At 56.4% G+C, this 20,741-nt stretch carries 19 protein-coding genes and 5 pseudogenes; 14 read left to right on the top strand and 10 right to left on the bottom strand.

The features are described from left to right. The first annotated feature begins 1 nt into the window (after window position 1). The 3 genes from ACFOW7_RS21545 to ACFOW7_RS21535 all read left to right on the top strand — a co-directional run bounded on the left by ACFOW7_RS21545 (window position 2) and on the right by ACFOW7_RS21535 (window position 1,232). Window positions 2-424 (top strand): SMI1/KNR4 family protein, encoded by a 423-nt coding sequence (locus ACFOW7_RS21545; protein WP_378168592.1) that lies wholly within the window; start codon window positions 2-4, stop codon window positions 422-424. Continuing rightward, entirely contained in the window at window positions 417-737 is a 321-nt protein-coding gene (locus ACFOW7_RS21540) for a hypothetical protein (RefSeq protein ID WP_378168590.1), read from the top strand. Before ACFOW7_RS21545 ends, ACFOW7_RS21540 begins: the two co-directional genes overlap by 8 nt. Before the next feature lie 93 nt (window positions 738-830). Continuing rightward, entirely contained in the window at window positions 831-1,232 is a 402-nt protein-coding gene (locus ACFOW7_RS21535; RefSeq protein ID WP_378168588.1) for a helix-turn-helix domain-containing protein, read from the top strand. On the opposite strand, the gene ACFOW7_RS21530 is transcribed toward ACFOW7_RS21535, so the two are convergent. Both ACFOW7_RS21530 and ACFOW7_RS21525 read right to left on the bottom strand, forming a co-directional pair. After that, entirely contained in the window at window positions 1,144-4,113 is a 2,970-nt protein-coding gene (locus tag ACFOW7_RS21530) for a Tn3 family transposase (protein ID WP_378163322.1), read from the bottom strand. The genes ACFOW7_RS21535 and ACFOW7_RS21530 overlap by 89 nt on opposite strands. Window positions 4,114-4,115: 2 nt before the next feature. Beyond that, window positions 4,116-4,676 carry a recombinase family protein gene (locus tag ACFOW7_RS21525; protein WP_378163324.1) on the bottom strand — a complete coding sequence of 187 codons (561 nt, stop codon included), beginning with the start codon at window positions 4,674-4,676 and terminating at the stop codon, window positions 4,116-4,118. A gap of 271 nt (window positions 4,677-4,947) precedes the next feature. Here ACFOW7_RS21525 and ACFOW7_RS21520 point away from each other — a divergent pair, with 271 nt between their 5' ends. Beyond that, on the top strand, window positions 4,948-5,214 hold the full coding sequence (locus ACFOW7_RS21520; RefSeq protein ID WP_378168586.1) for a hypothetical protein: 267 nt from the start codon (window positions 4,948-4,950) through the stop codon (window positions 5,212-5,214). 250 nt (window positions 5,215-5,464) lie between these two features. Here ACFOW7_RS21520 and ACFOW7_RS21515 read toward each other — a convergent pair whose 3' ends face one another. Next, window positions 5,465-5,977: a GNAT family N-acetyltransferase gene (locus tag ACFOW7_RS21515; RefSeq protein ID WP_378168584.1), complete on the bottom strand. Its 513-nt coding sequence runs from the start codon at window positions 5,975-5,977 to the stop codon at window positions 5,465-5,467. Window positions 5,978-6,153: 176 nt separating this feature from the next. Here ACFOW7_RS21515 and ACFOW7_RS21510 point away from each other — a divergent pair, with 176 nt between their 5' ends. From ACFOW7_RS21510 to ACFOW7_RS21495, 4 genes and pseudogenes are all read left to right on the top strand, one after another. Further along, on the top strand, window positions 6,154-6,414 hold the full coding sequence (locus ACFOW7_RS21510; protein ID WP_378168582.1) for a DUF3761 domain-containing protein: 261 nt from the start codon (window positions 6,154-6,156) through the stop codon (window positions 6,412-6,414). 409 nt (window positions 6,415-6,823) lie between these two features. Then, a pseudogene (locus ACFOW7_RS21505) lies at window positions 6,824-7,831 on the top strand (IS30 family transposase). A gap of 59 nt (window positions 7,832-7,890) precedes the next feature. Beyond that, window positions 7,891-8,274 (top strand): immunity 22 family protein, encoded by a 384-nt coding sequence (locus ACFOW7_RS21500; protein WP_378168580.1) that lies wholly within the window; start codon window positions 7,891-7,893, stop codon window positions 8,272-8,274. Window positions 8,275-8,362: 88 nt separating this feature from the next. Next, window positions 8,363-9,328: pseudogene (locus ACFOW7_RS21495) on the top strand (IS5 family transposase). Here ACFOW7_RS21495 and ACFOW7_RS21490 read toward each other — a convergent pair. Continuing rightward, the gene (locus tag ACFOW7_RS21490) at window positions 9,285-10,235 is read right to left on the bottom strand and encodes an IS481 family transposase (RefSeq protein WP_378168578.1); all 951 of its coding nucleotides are present in this window, start codon (window positions 10,233-10,235) and stop codon (window positions 9,285-9,287) included. The pseudogene ACFOW7_RS21495 and the gene ACFOW7_RS21490 overlap by 44 nt on opposite strands. Before the next feature lie 654 nt (window positions 10,236-10,889). Here ACFOW7_RS21490 and ACFOW7_RS21485 point away from each other — a divergent pair. Beyond that, window positions 10,890-11,255 (top strand): annotated as a pseudogene (locus ACFOW7_RS21485) (transposase); the annotation flags it as partial. On the opposite strand, the gene ACFOW7_RS21480 reads toward ACFOW7_RS21485, so the two are convergent. Beyond that, the gene (locus tag ACFOW7_RS21480) at window positions 11,251-11,496 is read right to left on the bottom strand and encodes a helix-turn-helix domain-containing protein (RefSeq protein WP_449252247.1); all 246 of its coding nucleotides are present in this window, start codon (window positions 11,494-11,496) and stop codon (window positions 11,251-11,253) included. The pseudogene ACFOW7_RS21485 and the gene ACFOW7_RS21480 sit on opposite strands and share 5 nt — an antisense overlap. A 41-nt stretch (window positions 11,497-11,537) precedes the next feature. Beyond that, window positions 11,538-11,855, bottom strand: coding sequence for a type II toxin-antitoxin system RelE/ParE family toxin (locus ACFOW7_RS21475; RefSeq protein ID WP_378168574.1), 318 nt, complete (start codon window positions 11,853-11,855; stop codon window positions 11,538-11,540). A gap of 287 nt (window positions 11,856-12,142) precedes the next feature. On the opposite strand from ACFOW7_RS21475, the pseudogene ACFOW7_RS21470 reads away from it, so the two are divergent. The 3 genes and pseudogenes from ACFOW7_RS21470 to ACFOW7_RS21460 all read left to right on the top strand — a co-directional run bounded on the left by ACFOW7_RS21470 (window position 12,143) and on the right by ACFOW7_RS21460 (window position 14,346). After that, a pseudogene (locus tag ACFOW7_RS21470) lies at window positions 12,143-13,114 on the top strand (IS3 family transposase). Window positions 13,115-13,269: 155 nt separating this feature from the next. Next, on the top strand, window positions 13,270-13,503 hold the full coding sequence (locus tag ACFOW7_RS21465; RefSeq protein ID WP_378168572.1) for a zinc ribbon domain-containing protein: 234 nt from the start codon (window positions 13,270-13,272) through the stop codon (window positions 13,501-13,503). A gap of 660 nt (window positions 13,504-14,163) precedes the next feature. Further along, window positions 14,164-14,346 carry a hypothetical protein gene (locus ACFOW7_RS21460; RefSeq protein WP_378168570.1) on the top strand — a complete coding sequence of 61 codons (183 nt, stop codon included), beginning with the start codon at window positions 14,164-14,166 and terminating at the stop codon, window positions 14,344-14,346. A 441-nt stretch (window positions 14,347-14,787) separates the two neighbouring features. Here ACFOW7_RS21460 and ACFOW7_RS21455 read toward each other — a convergent pair whose 3' ends face one another. The 4 genes and pseudogenes from ACFOW7_RS21455 to ACFOW7_RS21440 all read right to left on the bottom strand — a co-directional run. Beyond that, the gene (locus ACFOW7_RS21455; RefSeq protein WP_378168568.1) at window positions 14,788-15,915 is read right to left on the bottom strand and encodes a replication initiation protein; all 1,128 of its coding nucleotides are present in this window, start codon (window positions 15,913-15,915) and stop codon (window positions 14,788-14,790) included. A gap of 233 nt (window positions 15,916-16,148) precedes the next feature. Further along, entirely contained in the window at window positions 16,149-17,126 is a 978-nt protein-coding gene (locus tag ACFOW7_RS21450; RefSeq protein WP_378168566.1) for a ParB/RepB/Spo0J family partition protein, read from the bottom strand. Beyond that, the gene (locus ACFOW7_RS21445) at window positions 17,113-17,955 is read right to left on the bottom strand and encodes a ParA family protein (RefSeq protein ID WP_378168565.1); all 843 of its coding nucleotides are present in this window, start codon (window positions 17,953-17,955) and stop codon (window positions 17,113-17,115) included. The genes ACFOW7_RS21450 and ACFOW7_RS21445 overlap by 14 nt, the downstream gene beginning before the upstream one ends. A gap of 412 nt (window positions 17,956-18,367) precedes the next feature. Further along, window positions 18,368-18,702: pseudogene (locus tag ACFOW7_RS21440) on the bottom strand (Tn3 family transposase); the annotation flags it as partial. 340 nt (window positions 18,703-19,042) lie between these two features. Between ACFOW7_RS21440 and ACFOW7_RS21435 the strand changes: the two are divergent. Then, a complete protein-coding gene (locus ACFOW7_RS21435) occupies window positions 19,043-19,498 on the top strand; it encodes an AP2/ERF family transcription factor (protein ID WP_378168563.1) in 456 nt (151 codons plus the stop codon). Between the two features lie 187 nt (window positions 19,499-19,685). Beyond that, a partial coding sequence (locus tag ACFOW7_RS21430; RefSeq protein ID WP_378168561.1) for a type VI secretion system Vgr family protein occupies window positions 19,686-20,741 on the top strand: 1,056 nt, incomplete at its 3' end.

Raw genomic sequence — 20,741 nt, 5'->3', positions numbered from 1 at the left:
GATGAACTGGGAAGACTACGGAATTGCAGAAGATCGCGGAGTAAATAATACCACCATAAAAATGGTAGAGGAAAAGCTACAAATAAAATTTCCTCCGCTTTATTTAGATTTGGTAACTTTCTGCAAAGAGCCTATGCCAGAATTCGCGAATTTTGCATATGACAATGAGGAAACTGCAATTAGCGAATTCTTTGAATTCTCACCAGATGTGAGGCCTTATACCGTCGCTTGGTATGCCCGACCAAATGCAATTCAAGGCTTGCCTAAAAACATTCTCCCTATAGCCAGAGATGCTGGGGATTATTTGATCTGTTTCAACTACAACACTCCCAATTACGAAATATGCATTTATGACTCTACCGAGAGAGTTTTAAAGCATGTGGCTGATAATTTTGATGAGTTCGTGAGGCTATGGCATGAGTGATGTAAACCGATACGAAGGTAAGCCTTTTCTGAAATTTCTAGAGGCATACATATTGTGGGCGATAGATGAACTACCTGAAGAATTAAGCGACCAATTAGTCGCCATGACCCCTCATTTACGACGAGTTTATAAATGCACGGGTGACTGGCACTCTATCGTTGCTCAGCAAATGGATTTTCCGGACTCTTTACCTGCGCTAATCAGAGAGATTTGGGAGAAGAGCAAAAAAACTTCCAAACAAGAAGGATGGACATTAAGTCCAGAAGCTTTTTCCATTAATTTCGTCAACGTTAATTTCCCAACAGAGGATTGACAAGTAACCCTATCGAGAAGTGAGTAGACACAGATTTACCTGGCGGGCTCAAATCTGAAGTGCAACACCTTGCCAAGCAGGTAAGGTTTGCCCATGAGGACCAAGCACTATGAACATTTGCAGCCCGAAGAACGGATCACTCTTGCCAGCCTGCGGCAGCAAGGGCATAGCATCAGAGCCATCGCCCGCGCCCTCGGGCGCAGTCCCAGTGCGCTCAGCCGCGAACTTTGCCGCAACGCCCTTGACGGCCAGTATGTCGCCCAGCAGGCGCAGCAGCGCATGAGCCAACGGCGTATTGACGCCCGCCCCTGGCCCAAGCTGCACCCTGAACGCGGGCTCTGGCTGATCGTCTGCACTTGCCTGGGCTGGTATTGGGGTCAGCTCACGAAACGGAAAAAATCGTACGCTAAGCCTCGCCTGGTATTCGTAGCGGCCGGAATTTGCCTTGCTCAACCTGCTTGTTCTGCCGCCAGATGTAGTCGCCGGTCAGGTTGATGTGCTCCCAGCCCAGCGGCGAAAGATGCGGTAGCAGGCGCTCGTCGATGTTCTTTCCCGTGTCGCGCAGCGCCTGGACTGCCCGTTCCAGGTAGACCGTGTTCCAAAGGATGATTGCCGCCACCACCAGGTTGAGGCCGCTCGCGCGGTAGCGTTGGTTCTCGAAACTGCGGTCACGGATTTCGCCGAGCCGGTTCAGGAACACAGCGCGAGCCAGCGCATTCTTGGCTTCACCCTTGTTCAAGCCAATCTGCACGCGACGGCGCAATTCGACATTCTGCATCCAGTCGAGCGCAAACAGCGTGCGCTCGATGCGTCCCAACTCGCGCAAGGCTACCGCCAGGCCATTCTGGCGCGGGTAGCTGCCGAGTTTCCTGAGCATCAGCGAGGCCGTGACCGTGCCCTGCTTGATTGAGGCGGCTAGCCGCAGGATTTCGTCCCAATGGGCGCGGATGTGCTTCACGTTGACGTTGCCGCCGATCAGGCCGGCGAGCGTCGGGTACTGTTTGGCGTCGCCGTGGATATACAGGCGCTTGTCGGCCAAGTCGCGGATGCGCGGAGCGAAGCGAAAGCCCAGCAGGTACATCAGCGCAAACAGGTGATCGGTGAAACCGGCCGTGTCGGTGTAGTGCTCCTCGATGCGCAGGTCGGATTCGTGATACAGCAGCCCGTCCAGGACGTGGGTGGCATCGCGCACCGTGGCATTGATGACCTTGGTGTGAAACGGCGCGTACTGGTCGGAGATGTGGGTATAGAACTGCACGCCCGGTTCCTGACCGTACTTCAGGTTCACCTGGCCGGCAGCTTGGCCACGGCCGCCGGCCTTGAAGTTCTGGCCGTCCGATGACGACGTGGTACCGTCTCCCCAGTAGGCGGCGAAGGGTTGGCGGAACTGGGCATTGACCAGCTCGGCCAGACCCGCCGAATAGGTGTCGTCGCGGATGTGCCACGCTTGCAACCACGTCAGTTTGGCGTAGGTCACACCGGGGCAGGACTCGGCCATCTTGGAGAGGCCCAGATTGATGGCATCGGCCAGGATGGTCGTCAGCAGCAGATGCTGGTCTTCGGTTGGTGCGTCACTCTTGAGGTGCTTGAAATGGCGGCTGAAGCCGGTCCAGCCATCGACTTCCAAAAGCAGGTCGGTGATCTTCAGATGCGGCAGCAGGTTGTACGCCTGCTGCATCAGCGCCTCGGCCTCGTCGGGCACGGCGTTGTCCAGCGGAGAAATCTTGATTCGCCCGGTGCTGGTGATGGCCGCACTGGGTAATTCGTTAGCGGCGGCCAGCCGCTCGACTGTCGCCAGTTGCTCTTGTAGCACCGCAAGCCGGGCTTCCAGAAAGCGTTCGCAGTCGGTATCGACGGCCAAGCCCAATTCACGTTGGTCGCGCTGCACCGCGAAACGCGGCGGCGGCAACAGGTAGTCCTCGAAATCCTTGAACTGGCGCGATCCCTGCACCCAGATGTCGCCGGAGCGCAGTGAGTTCTTCAACTCGGACAGCACGCACAGCTCATAGAAACGCCGGTCAAATCCATCTTCCGTGCGCACCAGGCTTTCCCAGCGCTTGCGAACGAACGACGTGGGCGCGTCGTCAGGCACTTTGCGCGCCTGACGGTCGTTCATTCCTTTGAGCACTTCGACGCCGGCCAGCAGTTCGCGCGCTGCCGGCGCGGCCTTCATGGTTAGCGCTTCCAGCAGGGTCGGCGTGTAGCGCCGGAGCTGGGTGAAGCCGTCGCCGACCAGGGACAGAAAATCGAAGTCTTCCGGCCGGGCCAGCGTTTCCGCTTCAGAAATACTTTCGCTGAACGCATCCCAGGGGATGATCGCCTCGATGGCGGCGAACGGATCGTCGCCCGACTGCTTCGCTTCTAGCAGGGCGCGACCGATGCGCGAGTACAGCCGCACCTTGTCGTTGATCGCCTTGCCGGACTGCTGGAAACGGTCGGCATGGTTGCGTTTGGCCTTGCTGAACAGCGTACCCATGAAACGGTCGTGCAAGTCGATGATCTCATCGATCAGCGTGGCACGGGTATCGAGGATCACCGCGACCAGGGTCGCAAAGCGACGGCTCGGCTCTAGGTCGCGCAGGTGCTGGGCTGTCATCTGTCCGCCTTCGCGGGCGAGCTTCAGCAGGCGGTTTTGGTGAATGACGTGTTCTAGGCCGCCTGGCAGCGCCAGGTCGCGGATGGTCTTCAGCCGTTCCAGGTGGGCCAATACATGCTTGGGCTTCGGCGGGCCGGGCGGCTGGCATAGCCAGATTAGCCCGCTGCCCTTGGTGCCCTCGCGGATCGACAGCAGCCCGTCAAGCGCACCGCGGTGGAAATCAGCGAGCGGCGCGGTGAGCGCCTCATAGACCCGGCGCGTGCCGCGTGTCAGCGCCTCGCTGCACACGCGCTCGATGACATCGACGGTCGGAAGGATGATGCGTGCCTGCCGCAGCAGCTCGACCAGCGCTTCGGCCAGCACGATACCCCGGTCGGTCTGCTGGGCCAGATCAGCGAGCTGGTGGACGAAGTGCCGATAGTCCGCGACAGCGAACGGCTTCAGCTTTAGCCACGCCTGCAATTCCAACAGATGCTCGCGCCTCGTTTCCGGCCGCTGCGCGTATTGCGGCCAGATGTCCGGCTCGATGCGCAATTGGCGACTGACGATGTTCAGCAGGGAGGCGGGGGGATCTGCGTCAGTCGGCAGGGCAAAGCCTGGATAGCGTAGGTAGCACAACTGCACCGCGAAGCCGAGGCGGTTGTGACTGCCGCGCCGCTGGTGAATCACAGACAGGTCGGGTTCGGCAAAGGTGTAATGCTGGATGAGTTCGTCGTCGGTGGCCGGGAAAGCGAGCAGGCCAATACGCTCGGCGGGCGTCAGCAGATTGCGGCGCGGCATGGTCAGTCGTCCGTTTTCAGGTACTGGTAGAGGGTTTCGCGGCTGATGCCGAACTCGCGGGCGAGCTGCGCCTTCTTCTCGCCGGCAGCGGTGCGACGGCGCAGTTCGGCCACCCGCTCCGGCGCGAGCGCCTTCTTGCGACCCCGGTAGGCTCCGCGCTGCCTAGCGAGCGCGATGCCCTCGCGCTGCCGTTCGCGGATCAGGGCGCGCTCGAACTCGGCGAACGCGCCCATCACCGACAGCATCAGATTCGCTATCGGCGAGTCCTCCCCGGTGAAGGTCAGGTGCTCCTTGACGAATTCGATGCGCACGCCGCGCTGAGTGAGACCCTGCACCAGGCAGCGCAGGTCATCGAGGTTGCGCGCGAGACGATCCATGCTGTGCACCACCACCGTGTCGCCTTCGCGCACGAACCCGAGCAGCGCATCGAGCTGTGTACGCTGCGTGTCCTTGCCCGATGCCTTATCGGTGAACACCTTGTCTACCTGGACGTGTTCGAGCTGCCGTTCCGGGTTCTGGTCGAAACTGCTGACGCGAACGTAGCCGATGCGATGCCCCTGCAAGATGCCTCCCGAGCTGAAAGTGTCAGGCAGAAATCTATGGCCTTGCGCGGCATGCGTCAAGAAATTGAAAAATCGGCTCTATCCTGACGTTTTCGACTGGGTCGGCCTGACATCAAGTTAGGGTGTACCTCAGCCGGACATGGCTTAGCGTACGATTTTTTCCGTTTCGTGAGCTGACCCCAACAAGCCCCCCATTTGCGGCAGAGTCTTCGTTAGACTAGAAAGAACTCGGCACGCTCCTAATCGAAAAATCTACCAAAGGCAAGTTCAAATGTTGATTGGATTCTTGAGAGTAATCCGTGCAGTTTTTGGATTCTTATTTGCCCTCCAAGCAATTGGCATACTCTCAGCCATTGGAGATTTAGGTTCCCCATCAATAGATCAAGAAAAGCTATTTGTTGTTTTGTTTGTAAAAATTATTGCGGCACTAATTTTCGGCCCCTTATTTTTTGGGTTGCGGGCACTCATAAACAAGATCCACACTAAAAAATATGGATCACCACATCCTTTGCTAGGAAAAAGTACTTGGGCGCTTTGAAATACAAAAAATCGCCGTAGCGGGCTTTTCATTGTCCTAACTTCTACGTCGCCGCCAACGGCAACCAGATCGAAGGCATGGCGGCACTGATCGAGCATGTATTGCGAGAGGCTGACACGCTGAAGCCGAGCGGGTGGTTGGCTTTGATTATGCGGATGAAGGAACTGAGTGGCTGAAAGATTTTATTTTTCCTGTTCGGGACTCCTGTCCTGAACAGGAAGACTTATTAACCCCAGCATTCGAATAACACCTAGCTTGGCGTGAATAATAAATTGCCATTCTGCCAAGAATCTTCCTTATTCAATATCCCAGTTAGCTGCCACCCCTTTTTTCTCAGCATCCTTATTGATCTTTCATTTTTAGAGTCAACGACAGCAACGGGAATTTTTCCCTCAGCCTTTAAGCTTGACTCCAAGAAGTCAACAATTTTACTTCCATTACCTTTCCCCCAAGCACTTTTCACCATAACGCAGTATATCTCCCAACGGTCCTCACCAGAAGATTCTCCGCCATCAAACCTCATTGCGCCACAATATCCCAAAAAGGCGTGGGTGCAAGAATCAATAATTAGCAATAATTGATCATTGGCGATTGGCGGATCTGGCCACTTTCTTGCATTCTTACACTCCTCTTCCGACCACGGTGTCCCAAGATACTTTTTAACTTCCGCATCTTTCTGAAGGACCAAATACTCACCCCAATATTTATTACTAGGGTACTCCAAAATAACACCATGGATTTCGGCCCGAGTAATATTAAACATAAGTATCCTTTCACTCTTCAAAATCAAGAGATCTTACTATAGTATTCGTCTTAAAAAAGCGCTCTTCCACGCACTCAACAGCAAATACACAACCGACAAACGGTCCTACACCACCCTAGTAATCCTCCGCATCCCCGCTACAGTGAGCTGAAGAATAGAAGAAGCTCGGAGACTGTATGCGTCCTGTCTACCTAGCGCTCGCCGTTCTGTCGGTGCTTGTTGCTGTTCCAGCAGAAGCCCGTGGCCGCCACGGGAAGTCGCACTCGTATACCCACACCTACAAGTACAAGCAGCCCAAGCACGTGCAGCCGGCGCCGCAGGTTGAATCGGATCGGCCGAGCGGTGCGACGGCGAAATGTCGGGATGGAACGTACAGCTATAGCCGGAGTCGGCGAGGGCCGTGTTCACGGCATGGTGGTGTGAGTCAGTGGCTGTGAAATTCACCTTTTAGCGGGAGGAAGAAATGGCTAGAAGCAATATAACTTGTGGGGTTGTGCTTCATGAATCCGCAAGGGCCGTGAAGGCATTGCAGAGCTATATAACCGAAGGCACTGTTGGCCCTTATATATACTGCAACTCCACATCTGAACAAGGCCCTTTCCTTGAAGTTAAGATACCTGAAATCAAGGAAGGCCCGAGGGCTAGATGCGCTATGACCTTATCAATTCCATTTTGCTACATTCAGCTAATCGTTACCCCCGAAAATGATGGCTGGATTGGTTTTATTGAAGGCCAGGAATAGAAAATCACCCCAAGGAAACAATCATGCCTTATGTTAAACCTGAAGAAGGGCGCGCTCTAAAATGAAGTGCAACACTCAGCCGGATGGCATGGCAGAGTGTCGGCATGAAAAATCATTACAGCCACTTGGTAGCGGCAGAGCGTAATCAGCTCCAGAGATCATTATTGACGGGGGAGAGTTTGCGTACGATCGCCCGTCGGATGAATCGCTCAGTCTCAACGCTGTCACGGGAATTGAGGCGTAATGCGCCGACGGCGGAGTACGACGCGGTGCGTGCTGGACAGTTAGCTCATCGGCGCTGGCGCCGTGGTGCGGTAAAGCTGAAACCGGCGTCTTCACTGATGAACAAGGTGATCGACAAATTGCGTCAGGGCTGGTCGCCGGCGCAAATTGCGGGCAGGCTACCGGCGATGTACCCGAATGATTTGACGATGCGTGTGTGCCACGAAACCATTTACCGGACGCTGTATGCGATTCCTCGCGGCGAGCTACGCAAGGAATTGATTTGATTACTACGGAAGTCGCATAAATCGCGCCTCCCCCGTGCGCGAGGCACCGACCGGCGCAGCTTGATCGACATGATCTCCATTCACGATCGGCCAGAAGAGGGGCTGTCGCGCGCCATCCCGGGTCACTGGGAAGGTGATCTCATCAAGGGCGCCTACAATCGGAGCGCTGTCGGCACCCTGGTTGAGCGAACCAGCCGGTATGTCCTGTTGGCGAAGATGACGGACGCGACCGCTGACGCGGCGTTGGAAGCCTTTACACGACGACTTCGCCATATGCCCGCCAGCGTCCGTAAGACGCTGACCTACGATCAGGGCAAAGAGATGGCTCATCATGCCGAACTGGCTCGACGGCTCAAGATTCAGGTGTATTTCGCTGACCCTCATAGCCCTTGGCAGCGACCGAGCAACGAAAACATGAATGGCTTCATCCGCGAGTACCTGCCCAAAGGGATCGACCTGTCTGTTTTCTCTCAAACCTACCTCAACGACATTGCGCGAAGCCTCAACACCAGGCCTCGCAAATGTCTGGGTTTTCGTACCCCTGAAGAAGTATTTCAGGAACATATCAATCGCTTGAAGGCCGGTGTTGCACTTCAAACTTGAATTCACCAGCCGAGTGCTACTGAACCCCGGGGGACGTCGAACCTTATCAAGGAGAAAACATGAGAAAAGACAACGTTGTTTCAGTATGGTTAGGAAATATACCTACCTCTATTGACATAGAAGAGTATGTCTCCAATGAATACGATGAGGACGGAGAATTTCTAGGTTCAAAGTTCTCTGCGGATTTCAACATTAGCTATGTGGATGATGATTTTCGAGAGGCCGTTCGCTTCGACCTCACAAAGGATGTGCAAGAAATATTCAGGCATTTCTCTTATGGGGAAAGAATTGCATCTGAGTTTTCTCAGAAAAACCTGACGCTGAACGTAGAGGTCAATTCAGCGATACTTTTGTACCATTTTGACTATGGTGGCGACAGTAAAGAAGCTGATTTAGCCGAAGGAAAGTTTCTTTTTGTAGGGGCAGTACCTTACAGAGGGTGAATATTTTTTAATTCAAAGTTTATCGCTATGGCAGACCTTGTTGCATAACCCCCCGAAGCCAGGCTGACGCCGGTTGTAAGCTAGCAGAATGAAGCCAGCCAAGCGCCGCTACCGCATAACGAATTGGTCCGCCTACAACCGCAGCCTGCAAGCGAGGGGCGATCTCACGGTCTGGTTTTCGCCGGACCTTGCCTGGCATAGCAATGAGCGTCCAGGTCAGGCGGGCGCCCCGACGCGCTACAGCGATCAAGCCATTCAAATCATGCTGACGTTGAAGGTGCTGTTCCAGCAGGGACTGCGCCAAGTCCGCGGGCTCACGTGCAGCCTGGTGCGCATGATGAATCTGGCGTGGTCGGTGCCGTGTTACAGCACGGTCAGCCGGCGGTAGGGCAAGCTGGCGGTACAGATTCCGGTGCGACGTCGTGCCGAGCCGCTGCATCTGCTGGTGGACAGCATCGGCATCAAGATTCACGGTGAGGGCGAATGGAAGGTCAAGCAACACGGGCCGGAGTACCGACGCGGCTGGCGCAAAGTGCATCTGGCCGTCAATGCCGATACGCAGGAAATTCAAGCGGTTGAGGTGACCGACCAGCGTCAGGCGGATGGCCCACAGGTTGAGGAGCTCTTGTCGCAACTGTCCCCCGAGACCGTGCTCGCCAGCGTGGGGGGCGACGGGGCTTATTACACCCGTCGGGTCTATCGCGTCGTCCAGGCGTGGGGCGCCGAACTGCTGGTTCCGCCTCGCCGAGATGCTCAGCCTTGGCGGGATCAGACCGACTGGGCAGCTCATCGCAACGACAAGCTGGCCGCGATCAACCGCTTGGGGCGGGCGATCTGGAAGCGCTGGAGCGGCTACCATCGGCGCAGTCTCGTGGAAACCACGATGCATCGCTTCAAGCGACTTGGCGAGCGACTGCTGGCCAGACACCCCGAACGGCAGGTCGCCGAAATCCACGTTCGCTGTGCGATCTTGAATCGTTTCGTGCTGCTCGGCATGCCCACAACAGTGACTAATTGTTTAGTCCCGGCATTTGATGGATCGGATCAACCCTGAAGCGATGTGGCTCAGAAGTCCACTGTTTGCAGGTGAATTCGTAGGGCGTCAGCCCTTTGAGAGTCTTGAGCTTTCGTCCGAAGTTATAGGCATTGATGAAATCGATTAGGTGTCGTCGCAGTTGCGCATGATCGTCGTAATGAAAGCGCTTAACAGTGGCGTCCTTGATAGTCCGGTTCATTCGCTCGACCTGCCCATTGGTCCAAGGATGTTTGACCTTGGTCAGTCGATGAGCAACGGCATGCTCGTCGCAGACGCGATCAAAAATGTGCTGGAAAGCGTATTGATCACAATGGCGGTTCGTGAATTGGATGCCGTTATCGGTGAGCACTGTATGGATGGTGTAGGGCACCGCCTCGATCAAGTTGCGCAGGAACTGTGCAGCAATCATTTTTCCGGCTTTGGTATGGAGTTCGGTGAAAGTGAACTTGGAGGTGCGATCAATCGCAACAAAGAGATAGAGCTTACCCTCGGCTGTCTGCATCTCGGCGATGTCGATATGAAAGTAGCCGATCGGGTAGCTTTTGAACCGCTTCTTGACCGGCTTGCTACCCTCGACTTGAGGCAGTCTCGAGATGCCGTGGCGCTGAAGACATCGGTGCAGAGATGAGCGCGTCAGATGCGGCATCATCGGTTGTAGGGTGTAGAGGCAATCATCCAGGGGCAGCAATGTGTGCTGGCGAAAGGCAATGATGGTTGCCTCCTCCTCGGCTGACAGAACGCTTGAGCAAGACTTTTTGGGGCCGGTGGGCAGATCAGCGACTGAGGTTCGCTTCTTCCACTTGGCAACAGTCTTCTGATTGATGCCGTACCGCTTGGACAGTGCTCTCAGACTCTCTTGACTATTTTGTATTGCTCGACGGATTGCCTCTGTCGTTGTGGCGCTTCCGTGTAGAACCTGGCCCATAGTGCTTCCTTCCAGTGATGAGAAAAGATTGCACCATCAAATGCCGGGACTAAACAACTAATGCCTGAATTCCGTCTGGGAAAGGGGACTCTCGATCTCAGATCGGGTTATGCAACAAAGCCTCGGCGCCGCTGCAACAATTCGAAAAGCTGACGGGAATGATGCAAGTCCATCATTTAATTGGAATTGCACTTCAAAATTGAATTCACCGTGTTATGTGTCAGGTTTCGTTGTATACAAGTGACCTTGTGCTTATGAGCATAAAATTTACTCCTGTGAGTGATAGGGTGTCTTATTTGTTTTCTGTTGATGGGGAGTGTTTGGGTTTTCAGGCGAAGATTGTAAGGGATGATGGGATTAGAGGGGTTATAATTGGTGAGGAATTGGAGGGGTTTTTATTCTTGTTTTGCCCGTTTAATCCTTTAATAGCAAAAAATTTAATTAAATTAACCTGGGATGTCGTTGATGGGAAAGAGTTGTTTTTTCCATTGAAAATACAATCAATCACAGGCGGTTAAATTTGAATGTGGCGCATACTTTATCAAGTAATCCAGCGACAGCCGATTTGGAGACTGTAAATTGAACTGTGTAACTGCCGTTTGAGATGATGCGGCCTTCACCGCGAGGAGCCGTTACATGGCGCTTACGCCAGAGATGTTGGACGAGCTGACGCGAGGCTGCAGGACGTCCGAGGCTGTCAGCCAGCTGTACGCGCAGATGCTGCAGCCCATGATCAACCGTAGTCTGGCCGCGGAGATGGACGCCCACCTGGGCTACGACCGCCACGACAAGGCCGAGCCCGGCGCCAAGCGAGGCAACACCTGCAACGGCAAAAGTTGCAAAGCGGTGCAGAGCAAGGTGGGCGAACTGGTCATCGAGACGGCGCGCGACCGCGAAGGCGCCTTCGAGCCGCAACGGGTCAAAAAACGTCAGGTGCGGCTCGCCGGGATGGAGGACAAGGTACGACAGGGATTACCGCCGGTTTATCCGAGAGCTCCCCTGACGCGGGTTTTGACTAGCTGTGCAAGGCGCGGATGGCGCTTTGCGGGTCGGCATCCACGATGCGCAGTAAGGCACGCGCCGGGCCGGTCGGGTGGCGTCGGCCTTGCTCCCAGTTCTCTAGCGTGCGCTTGCTCACGCCAATCAGCCGAGCGAAGCCCATCTGCGAGAGGCCCGTCTTCTCGCGCACAGCTTGCACTGCCGGCTCGGCAATTTCTGTCACCCGGCCAGCCTTGAGCTCGCCGCGGGCGATCTTGTCCATTTCCTCGACGCTGGCCAGCAGTTCATCAAACATCATCTTGTTCATGGGTTCCACCTTTCCACGATCTTTCTCAGTGCTTCGGTCTGCTCCGGTGTCAGGTTTTCCTGCTTGCCCTTGGGGTAGACGTACAGCATGCGTAACTGGTCATCAGCCACCATCCAGTAGTAAATCACCCGCGTACCGCCGCGCTTGCCCTGGCCTTCCAGCTTCCAACGCACCTTACGTAGGCCACCACTGCCGGGGATCAAGTCACCCATGTCCGGGCGGCTGACCAAGGCTTCCTGCAATTCGCGGTAAGCCTCGTCGCTCATCAGTTCGCGGATGAGCCGGGTAAAGATGGGGGTTTCAACAATCACCATTTAAGTAAGTATACGCCATTGACGTACATCATGCATCTACGGAGAAGGCATCACTGGTGATCCTCTTCTTCCTGCGCTTCCTGCTCCAGCGCCGCCAACAGGCCCGCCAGGTCCACGGCAGACGGCGCCTCGGCCGGGGTGTCGGCATGCTCAGGCCAGTGCCTGATCGAGTGCGTTCTGTTGCCGTGGCCTGATCGGCTTGCCCGGATGGGTGGCGGTATGGATGGCCTGCAAGGCCCGGATGCTCACCTGGGTGTAAATCTGCGTGGTATCCAGCTTGGCATGGCCTGGATGTAGCCGAGGGCAAGCCCCGGGCACAGGTTGCACGCGAACTGGGCATTTCCGAGCAGACGCTCACCAACTGGCGTAAAGCCCACGAGGCCAGCAAGTTGACCGCCGACACCGGCAAGCCGGTCTCGCCCGAACAGATGGAACTCTCCCGCCTGCGGTCCGAAAACGCCCGCCTCAAGAGGATGCTCAACATCCTGGGAAAAGCAACGGCGTACTTCGCGAAGAAGTCGCAGTGAGGTACGCCTGGATCGACAAGAGAGGCGACACCTATCCGTTGCAGTCGTTGTGCCGCGTGCTGTCCGTCAGTACCAGTGGCTTTGCCGACTGGAAAGGCTGCAGCGGTCCAACACGGTGGCTGTTCGATGCCCAGCTTCTGGCGCTGATCCGTAGCATCCATGCCGAGTTCAAAGGTGCTTACGGCTCGCCCAGAATTTACCCTGGATCGGCAGTTCGCCGTAGCGGCCCCGGATCAGGTTTGGACGACCGACATCACCTACATTCCGCCCCGCGAGGGTTGGCTGTATCTGGTGGTGGTCATGGACCTCTACACACGAGCGATTGTTGGCTGGGCGATGGACAGCCGGATGACGCGGGTGTTGGCGATGGACGCGTTGCGGAGAGCGCGTTTCCGGCGCAAGCCCGCACCCGGTCTGCTCCACCATTCGGATCGCGGTAGCCAGTATTGCCGTCACGATTACCAAGCGCTGCTGGCTGAATACGTCATGCAGGGGTCGATGAGTCGCCAGGGCAACTGTAGGGACAACGCGCCGATGGAAAGCTTCTTCAACAGTTTAAAGAACGAGCGCGTCTTCCACGAAGATTACGCCACGCGGGCGCAAGCCAAACAAGACCTCTTTGAATACATCGAGGGGTTTTACAATCGAAAACGCCGCCATTCTTCCCTTGGGTACCGAACCCCGGAACAGCAGTACGCCGCTTGGTTCGAGGCAGGAGGCCAGGCGGCATAGGCGCTACGTCGGTATCCGGAAACCCGCCCAAGCTCACCCTAGAGCTATTAATTTTAACGGATCGGCCTAGACAGCGAGCCTCGGCATTGAGTTTCGAAACCGATTCGAAACCGCAAAGTCGAATAATCCAAATCCAATCGCGAGGAGAAACAGCCATGGCTTTGATGACCTGTCCTGAGTGCAAACACTCGGTTTCGAGTACAGCCCCAACATGCCCAAGTTGCGGTCATCCGATTGCTGGAAGCCAAGGCGTACAAGCCGAAGCCGTCAAAGCGGCCGGGAGAATGGGGGCAATCTGGGTGGGCGCCCCCTGGGCAGCTCAGATAATAGTGGGCGGCCTAATGGTGGCTGGATTTCTAGGCGTAATGATAATTCTGGCCACCCAATAGATATCCAAACTGGAAGACAGCGTCAGCCATGGCGCCCCACTGCTGACGCGCGAAACCGGTCTGTAAATCGCTGGCCAGGCCGAGCAGCGCGGCGGATGGCGTACTGATCCACCGTGAAACACCCGCCCCGCGTTCTAAGCGGCGGCCCCTTTCCTCGCAACGCCTGATCCTGCCTACCTCGCAGCCCCACCGCCACTGTGTCGGCCGCGACCGTTTCACGGCGGTGGCGTGCCTGTCGCCCATGAAAATTCCATAATGGGAATTATTGGGAAAACAGGATTGTTACTAAACATAATTAATCATGTATGGATGTATATGTTAACTATCCCCTTCAGTATTACGTCAAATAGACAGAGTTTATAAGGGCCGCTACGGCGATAAGAACTCGGCATCGACGCGATAGCGTTTCAGGGCGCCCGAAAAAACCAGGGAAGGCGAGCGGATACGGCGGCGAGGCGGCCGCCTATGCTTGAGGCTCGATCAACAGCAGGGAGTTTGAGGTGCAATGGAACGGAAAACGCAGTTAAGCCATTGTCATTGTGCAACAGGGTTCAGAGCGGCTCGGCGCTTCCCAGCCATATCCGACGGCCTGGAAGCCTATTTGGGGTGGAAGCCCGGCACGAGCGTGCAGTCTGCCGCCAGCTCCATAAGGAGAAGGCAATGCCCGAATACATGGTGCATTTCACGTTTACCGACGGCAACAACCCAGTCTCGGTGTCGCAATGGGCAAAAGCAGATAATGAAAACGCTGCCATTATTGCCGCGCGGGCCAAGATGGTAGCGGATACGCCAGACTGCGCGAACCGCGATTGCGACGTCAAAGTCGAACTCTTCGCTGGCTGAGAAAAATAAACCCCCAATCGGTGCCGGGGGGCGGTTTGCTCTTGCGTAGGAGAGCAGATCCCAGCCGCCATACGCACCTACTTCCCGCCAAACAACGCCTTCAGGACCGAGAACAGGCTTACCGACGTTCAAGAATAGAGACGGTTGTACGCCGCCCGCTTCGGGTTCGTGAGCCACCCCCAGCCTTCAGTCCTAGGCTATGCCGGACCACCCGCTTCACCGATATTCGGGCGCCAATCATCTTCTTAATCGGCGGCTGTCTGACGCCGAATTTCATATTGGTTTCCTCTCCCGTGGTTGAGGGCAGCAAGCCCGCGCTTCGAGGATAGAGCAGTTCAACATTGGGCGTCAGTTCTATGAGAACCGCCAACACGTCGACGACGTTCTCAGGCAGATTCTGTCGAGTTCGACCACAGCAAGGCACGTCTTCGCCGACAGCCGCTACAGGTCCGGAAGCGGCAAACCAACTGGCAGTAGATAGGATATAGCTATCGTCTCACCAAAGACCCTGCCCGCACTCTGCACAGCAGATATCTGATAGACAGCATTTTTAACATTTTGTTGATGGGTTACCTTTTCCTCCTGCAGAGGCTCAGTCGATGGCACTTGAGGCAGTTCAAGAAGATCCCGATAAGCTGCAACCGTCTGTCGAACAACCCCAGCAATCTTGGCAACGGCAGTCAACGTGACGCGCTCGCCAGTCGCGACCAACTGCCGACATGCTGCGGCAATCCGTTCAGCCGTCGTGGTGCGTCGCTGCTCGTGCGTACGTGTGGCTGCAAGCCGTTGGCGTTCGACAATAGAAAGGTCGGGATCGAGCTGCATCACCCTGGGCGGCTTCCCGCTACCCGTATAGCGATCCCACGTCCACCGTGTGATGGATCGCACTGTCGCTCGGATCGACGACAGCGGCAGATCGACGGAAAATCCACGCCGACGAAAGTTGTTGAGGGCATGTGCCTGGGCCTCGACGAGTCGGCAGAAACTGCTGAAGGAGCCATTGGCCCGTTCACGGTTGACGATGCCATAGGCGAAGTGGCGCAGCTGTTCGAACAGCAAACAGTGCCGGGAGTGCACCACCAGATCGAGCTGCGGTCCTTTCCCCCAGGGCGGTGCGCTGGTCAGCTCGACAGTTTCGGCCAACTCGGCCAGGTCGTAGACGTGCGAATGCAGCTCGGTAGTCTTCCAGGCTGGATGTCCCGGTGTCTTCGCGACTGGGCCGGAATACGCAAGGTCAGCCTGTAGGCGAATCGCCATCGCCTCGTAGACCGAGCGCATGTACGCAATAGGCCGGCTCTGGGCGCGCTCACTCGTGCAGACGGGGGAAATGGCGTAGAAAAGTTGGCTGCGGCAGGTCTTCGGGTCGCTGACGATCAGATTCGGTTCGCGCAGGCCCGTGTCGGCCCAGATCCACGGATTGTCGTGATCAAGGTCGAACACCAGCCACGACACCATCCCGCCCCGATTCACCTGCATATAGCTGCGACGAATCGCGTACTCGCGCGGGCGCACGAGCGCGGCCGTCTTGTTGTCCGAGCAACGCGGGAAATAAGGCGCTTCGTCGAGCACGCGCGCTAGCGCAGTGCCGGGCTGAAAATACCGTGCGTGGGTCGCCGGCGATTGGTGTGACATGTCCTCCCCCGCTGGGTTTCGTAGGCGCGAATACGCCCGTGCTTGACCCGAAACAGGGAGACAACTACAGTACGAATTGACCGTTGTACCGATAGCGCTGTCTCTCTGCTGCGCTGTCAAACCGGAGCCCCGTGATTAGCCGTCGCGGGGTTTTGGCTTTCTGGGTTCTGTTATTCCTTGGGTGCTATCGCATCCGATTCCTTTTTCTCAAGCGACGCCTGGCGAGCGGCCAGCGCCGCCTTAAGCAGCTCTAACACATCAGCCGGATCGATTCCTTCGATCAGGTCGATCGTGATCTTCTTGCCGACCGCTCGAGCGCGGCCAATCTCAACACCTGCCGCCACCACCGGAGTCACCGTTGGCACGGCGCGGCGCGGCGCGGCGGATGCAGTGCTGAACTTGCGCGTCAGAGCGGCCACCACCTTGGAAGGTGCAGACCCTTTTTCGCCTTCGGCACGGATCAGCTTCGCGACTGCATCGGCGTCCGCACCCTCACATAGCCGCACCACATCTTCGATAGTGGTCGCCGTGACGGTATCCGGATAGGCACCCACAGCCTCAAACACAGCGGGTGGCAAAGCATGGAATTTTCGAAGCAGGCGTACGTAGCTTTCAGCGCGCCCCATCAATGAGGCGGCGGTGTAATTGCTGGTGGCCGCGCCCGTGTCCAGCAGGATCTTTACGGCATTGGCCTGCTCGATCGCACGAAGTCCTTCGCGTCCGATAAAAGACAGGGCGGAGAGCTTGGCGGCCGACTGGTCGTCGCAGGCGATAACAAAGGCCGGAATCGTCGCAGCCTTCAAAATCCGCTCATGCGCCTGTAGGCGGCGTTCGCCGTCCAGCAGTTCGTAATCGTGATCCGGATCGCCTTTGATCGGTCGTAGCTCAATAGGCTGGCGCAGTCGCCCCACTTGTCGGATGTTGTTCGCCAGATCCTGTAGCGCGCTTTCGTCGAACAGCATGCGTGGTTGATACGGCGACCGGCGAATCCTTGCGATCGGCGCATCGATCATCTCGTGCGTGCCGCCCGGGCGAATCATTTCCATTGCCGCCTTGCGGGCGTCTTCAGCCCGTATACCTTCAGCGGCTTGGCGCTGTTTGGCGGCCTGGGCAGCTTCCACCTTCTTCAGGAAATCATTCCTCGCCATTGCAGGCCTTTCTCGATGCAAAGAGTTTCGCACGCTCAGCAATCAGGTCGGCCAGCTCGAAGTAAGCCTCGACGACCGTAGCCTTGCGCTTATACGAAATGACGTCCTGCCGCACCATCTGGGACTGTAGGATGTGGGTGGACTCAGGAATAGTCACCTTAAAGACGGCTTCTTCCCCCACGCGGGCGCGCAATGCGGCCGCCATCGCGCGCTTCGCGTTTTCTCGCTCATCGTGTTTGGTCAGAACGTGGCCCAAGACGGAAATTTTGGGGTTCACACTCCGCTTGATGTCCCCCACGAACGTAAGCAGATCTTCCATCCCATCGAGCGAGAACTGAGCACCCGACTGGTGGGGAATGATCAGATAGTCAGCGGCCGCGATTCCATTCACGCTCAGCAGGTTCAGCGCCGGCGGCAGATCCAGCAGGATAACGTCGTAGCCTTCGCGCAGAATGTCGATCGCTGGCCGCAGGATAACGGCCGGGGTATAAGACTGGCGCAGCTTGTCCAAAACAGCCTCAAGCTTCAGCCGGCTGATGATGATGTCCACGCCTTTGACGGTCGATTTCAGAACAGCCGGCAACGCCTGGTTGGGGTCCAGCAGCACTTCGCGAATCGTGGTGTCGATCGCGCCGATGTTCTCCGGCCCGATCTGCTGAGACAGGTTGCCCTGCGGGTCCATGTCGATGACGAGCACCTCATGCCCGCGTCGAGATAAGGCGGCGGCCAGGCTGGAAACGGTGGTTGTCTTGCCAGCACCGCCCTTGTGGTTATGCACTGCAATCACGACGGCCGGCGGTTGCGGCGCGGTATAGCTCTCGTCCACCATGCGGAGTTTTCCGTTCTCAAAAGTATATGAATTCTTTCTTGTTAATAGTTCACAGTCAAGAAAAATTCTGAAAAATGAATTCTTATAAAAATCAATAACTTACAATGCGCAATTATTGCGCACTCATTTCAAACAAGAAACAGGAAGACAAAGGCATGCGATTTTGGCAGAAATATCTGTGAGTGTTCCTATTACTCCGCAAGAACGTGAAGACGCCAACATCGAAAAATCAATAAATTAAGAAAATCCTTATTTTTGTTCGACCATTTCAACAATCCTATCTTCTAGAACAAGTGCCAGTACTCCCTGTCAGCCTCATCAGTTGCTACTGTTGCACCGATTCGGCCCTCTTCCGACAGCTCGAACCGAGCCCTATAGAGAGGTCAGCTCACGAAACGGAAAAAATCGTACGCTAAGCCTCATCAGACATTCGTAGCGCCCAGAATCTGCCTTGCTCGCCTTGGTTGTTCTGCCGCCAGATGTAGTCGCTGGTCAGATTGATATGCTCCCAGTCCAGTGGTAAAAGAGGCAGCAGCAGCCAGTCGTCGATGTTCTTGCTCGAGTCATGCAGCATCTGGACGGCTCGTTCCAGGTAGACCGTGTTCCACAGTAGGCTTGCTGCGACCACCAGGTTGAGACCGCTAGCGTGGTAGCGCTGATTCTCGAAGCTGCGGTCGTGGATTTCACTGAGCCGGGAACTAGCACGTCCTTCGTTTCCCCCTTGTTCAAGCCAACCTGCACGCTGCGCACCCCATGAACCCCCCGCCGACCGCTAGCGGCCTTTCTCTCCACAACACTTGATGCTGCCTACCTCACGGCGACGTCACTGTTGTGATGGCCACAACCGTTTCATAGCGGCGGGCAGCCAACCCTCTGTTGAAGCGCCATAACGCTGAGAGGGAGGAAGGGCAGAAGAAGCACTGAGGTCTTTCCCTGGTTGTATGGCTCAGCCAAAGCTGCTGCAATGGCTCAAGGCATGCTTGGTAAGCAATTGTTGTGAAGGGGAAATGTTGGTGGATGAATGGCTGAAGTAGACTTTTATGGCTTAACTCGGACAACCCACCGTCGGACGGGTACGACTGCTTAGGTGGTCAGCCTGACGCGACGCGGTGTCAAAGTGTTCAAGAATTTTGCTGATCGCAAATATGGTGGGTCAGAACAAGCGCTGGTTGCGGCACGTACCTACCGCGACCAGATTCTGCAAACGCTCCCGCCCTTGGACCGACGAGAAATACGCACGATCGTGCGCACCAACAACACCAGCGGCATTCCCGGCGTTTGTCGTTACCTTGTCGCCGGCCGGCCAGTCTGGGCTGCTTCCACCCGGCTACCGAATGGTCGTCGGCGCTGCCGTACCTTCCGAATTGACCAATATGGCGAGACGGAAGCGTTGCGTCGTGCTATCGAGGCTCGCCGTGACCTGCTGGCGGAGATTGAGGGGCATTTTCTGCATAGCCAGCAGGCGCGCAAGCTGTGTGCTGCGCATCCTGTCCAGGCCATCGAGCAGCTTCCCTTGGCTCGCCCACACTGCAGGGGTCGTTAAACAGGCGCTCAGCCGTTCCACCTAGCCCTGCCCAGGCAAGACTGCTTGTTGCGCCGGCATCAGGATTTTTCCGCCTTGTTTTTTGGGGCAAGGCATGATGCAATTGACATTTTGTGCGCTTAAGCATTTGTTGCACATCAGGAAAAATTTGATTGCGGTTCGATTCTGGGTGGAATGAGGTTAATCGATGCAACGGCTTGTCACATTTTATTCGCCGCTTGGCGAGGATGCTTTGTGGTTCCGCAAACTCCGGCTCAGCGAACACCTGTCGCAGCCGTTCGAGGCGGAGGTCGAGTTGCTGAGCCGCGAGCCCCATATTGCGGCCAACGCAATGCTGGGCCAGTCGGTCACCATCAAACTGGAAACCCACGCACCGCAACCACGTTTCCTCAACGCCCACGTCGCTCGCTTCGCCCAGATCGGGCGGGACGGTCGCTACTACGTCTACAAGGCCGAACTCCGGCCGTGGTTCTGGTTCCTCCAGCGCACAGCGGACTGCAAGATCTTCCAGAACCTGTCTGTCCCCGAAATCGTCCGCGCGGTCTTCGGTGACCACCCGATTGCCCAGTTCACAGAACGTCTCGCCGGCAGCTATCCCAAGCGCGAGTACTGCGTGCAGTACAACGAGTCCGACTTCAACTTCGTGGCGCGCCTGTTGGAGCAAGAAGGCATCAGCTATTGGTTCGAACACCAGCATGGCCAACACAAGATGATCCTGGGCGATGGCATGGGTGCGCATCAGCCGATGCCGGGCTATGAGGAGTTGCTGTGCCGCCTGAACCCGAGCGACGGGCTGACATTAGAGACCGAAACCGTGGCGAGCTGGCAAAGCTATCGCGAAGTGCTGACGGGTCAGGTCGAGATCAACGACTACGACTTCTTGAAGCCGCGTGCCGATCTGACCAGTCGCGGGATGGAAACCCGTCCGCACGCCTTGGCCGATTACGATGTCTACGGCTGGCCCGGCAACTATGTCGATCCGGGCAATGGCCAGCGCTACGCCCAGATTCAGATCGACGAGCAGCAAGCTCGCCATCAGGAAATCCACGCCGCAGGTCCATTCCGGGGCATCTCCGCAGGTCGCCGCTTCAAGCTCGTCCAGCACCCCCAGGCCGATCAGAACCAGGACTATCTGATCGTTGCCAGCGAATTCACGATCAGTGAGTCCAACTACGCCTCGGGCGGCGAATCGACGTGGGAAGCGCACACCCACTTCACCGTGCTGCCCTGGCAAGGTAATTAC

The sequence above is a fragment of the Chitinimonas lacunae genome (assembly GCF_042650885.1).
Classification (GTDB): Bacteria; Pseudomonadota; Gammaproteobacteria; order Burkholderiales; family Chitinimonadaceae; genus Chitinimonas_A; species Chitinimonas_A lacunae.
The sequence above is the reverse complement of the archived record's forward strand: the minus strand, read 5'-3'. Positions and strand labels throughout refer to the sequence as shown.